The organism is Streptococcus sp. 4094 (genome assembly GCF_013277125.1).
GTDB lineage: Bacteria > Bacillota > Bacilli > Lactobacillales > Streptococcaceae > Streptococcus.
The window spans coordinates 1-1,529 of the sequence record NZ_VMMI01000025.1 but is presented as its reverse complement, the minus strand read 5'-3'; the positions used below and the strand labels follow the sequence as shown (position 1 = coordinate 1,529).

General features: G+C 39.4%; 1 protein-coding gene. It reads right to left on the bottom strand.

The features are described 5' to 3' along the window. Positions 1-252: 252 nt before the first annotated feature. Positions 253-1,419 (bottom strand): IS30 family transposase, encoded by a 1,167-nt coding sequence (locus HT721_RS06555; RefSeq protein ID WP_173214493.1) that lies wholly within the window; start codon positions 1,417-1,419, stop codon positions 253-255. Positions 1,420-1,529: the final 110 nt, after the last annotated feature.

Genomic DNA, 1,529 nt, shown 5'->3' with positions numbered 1-1,529 from the left:
GGTAAATTCCCAAACTAACTTCCACCGTTAATCCAAGTGGAAGTTAGTCTGATAAAAATCGTAAAAACCAGTGGAAATCCGTGTCAGGGTAAGTTCCACTGGTTTTAATCATGCTTGATTTTATTGCTTTTGTAACCAAAATGAATCGAAAAAAAGAGCGCACAAAATCCCCTTATCTGAAAGCGTTTCAGATTAAGTTCCGCTATGGTGGAAGTTAGTGTGAGACGTTTGAATGCGGTTAAAGATTAGTTTTTAGAACTTATGTTGGAGTAATGTAGAAGACTGACAAACGTCTTCTGCAGGTATTTTAGAAATGCCTAGAAGCTTAGGAATTTCTTCTCCATAGGTAAAGACAAAGAGTTCATAGGCTGACTTTCCATTCAAAGCAGCACGTTTGACGCTGTTGACATGCGAACAAACGAGATTGATGTCCTCTTGAGTTAAGTTGTCAAAAGAAGTTCCTTTAGGTAGAATGTCGCGAATCAGCGTGTGATTTTTCTCAATTCTGCCTTTCTGGTCAGAGCGATTAGGGTCACAAAAGAATAGCTTACTCTCTCCTCGCACATCCATTTCGATGTCATCAACCCTTGCAAACTCTCCACCATTATCGGTAAGAATGACAGGAAAGAGTTGGAAGAAATCTTTGTCCGCTTGGTGAAGAGTGTTCTTAATATCATAGAGGTGTTTGGTAACCTCAAGGGCAGTTTTATTATCCAGAAGTCTAGCGAAGATAAAGTTACAGAAAGATAGATTGAAGGTGAGTAGGACTTTACCTCCCATTCTACCCATAACCGTATCCATTTCCAGCCAAGAGTCTAGTTGATTCAGTGCTAAATAGTTTTGGAAATCCTCATAGGAACGGCCTTTTTTAGCTTCTTTAGGGATGGAAGGTAGCTTACTTTTCCGTCTTTCTTTGAATTTAACGGCTCTGGCAAGATCAATCGGAGCGATAGACAGGTAACCTTTTCGGATGTGTCGATAGACAGTCGAGGAGCTAACATCAAGGTTATGAGTTTTCAGAATATGATAGATGTGTTGTCCTTTTTTAACCCCATCAGAAATGATTTTGTCCATATCCCAGAAAGTCTGAGAATTAAGAGGAGTTCCTTCACGAGATTCAACAAGAGTTTGTTCGTACTGTTTTTGAGCTTGTTTAGCGAGGTAGAAGATCTTCTTATAGCCACAATTCTGTCTTCTTTTAGGACATCCATTACAGACAAAGGGAGCCTTATCGAGTAAAGGGCAAGGAAGGTTGTTAGAGGTAGAGTATCTAATTTGTTTGTTTCGTTTGACTTCTTTAGAAACAGTAGTCGGGTCTTTTAGAACAAGTTGCCCGATAGCTTTGAAGGTTTCACCGCGCTCTAAGCCCAATTGGATATCATTACGGTCTGAAAGGGTAAGGTGTTTATGTTTTGTCATAGTGAGCCTCGTTTCTAACTCAAACGTCTCATACTTAATTCCACCATAAAAATCCGTTTTAGACTAATTTCCACTTTGGTTAGGCAAGTGGAAGTTACTTTGAGAAGTTA

Excerpts from the sequence above, each read along its gene's own strand:
- HT721_RS06555 (WP_173214493.1), bottom strand. The coding sequence starts at position 1,419 with ATGACAAAACATAAACACCTTACCCTTTCAGACCGTAATGATATCCAA.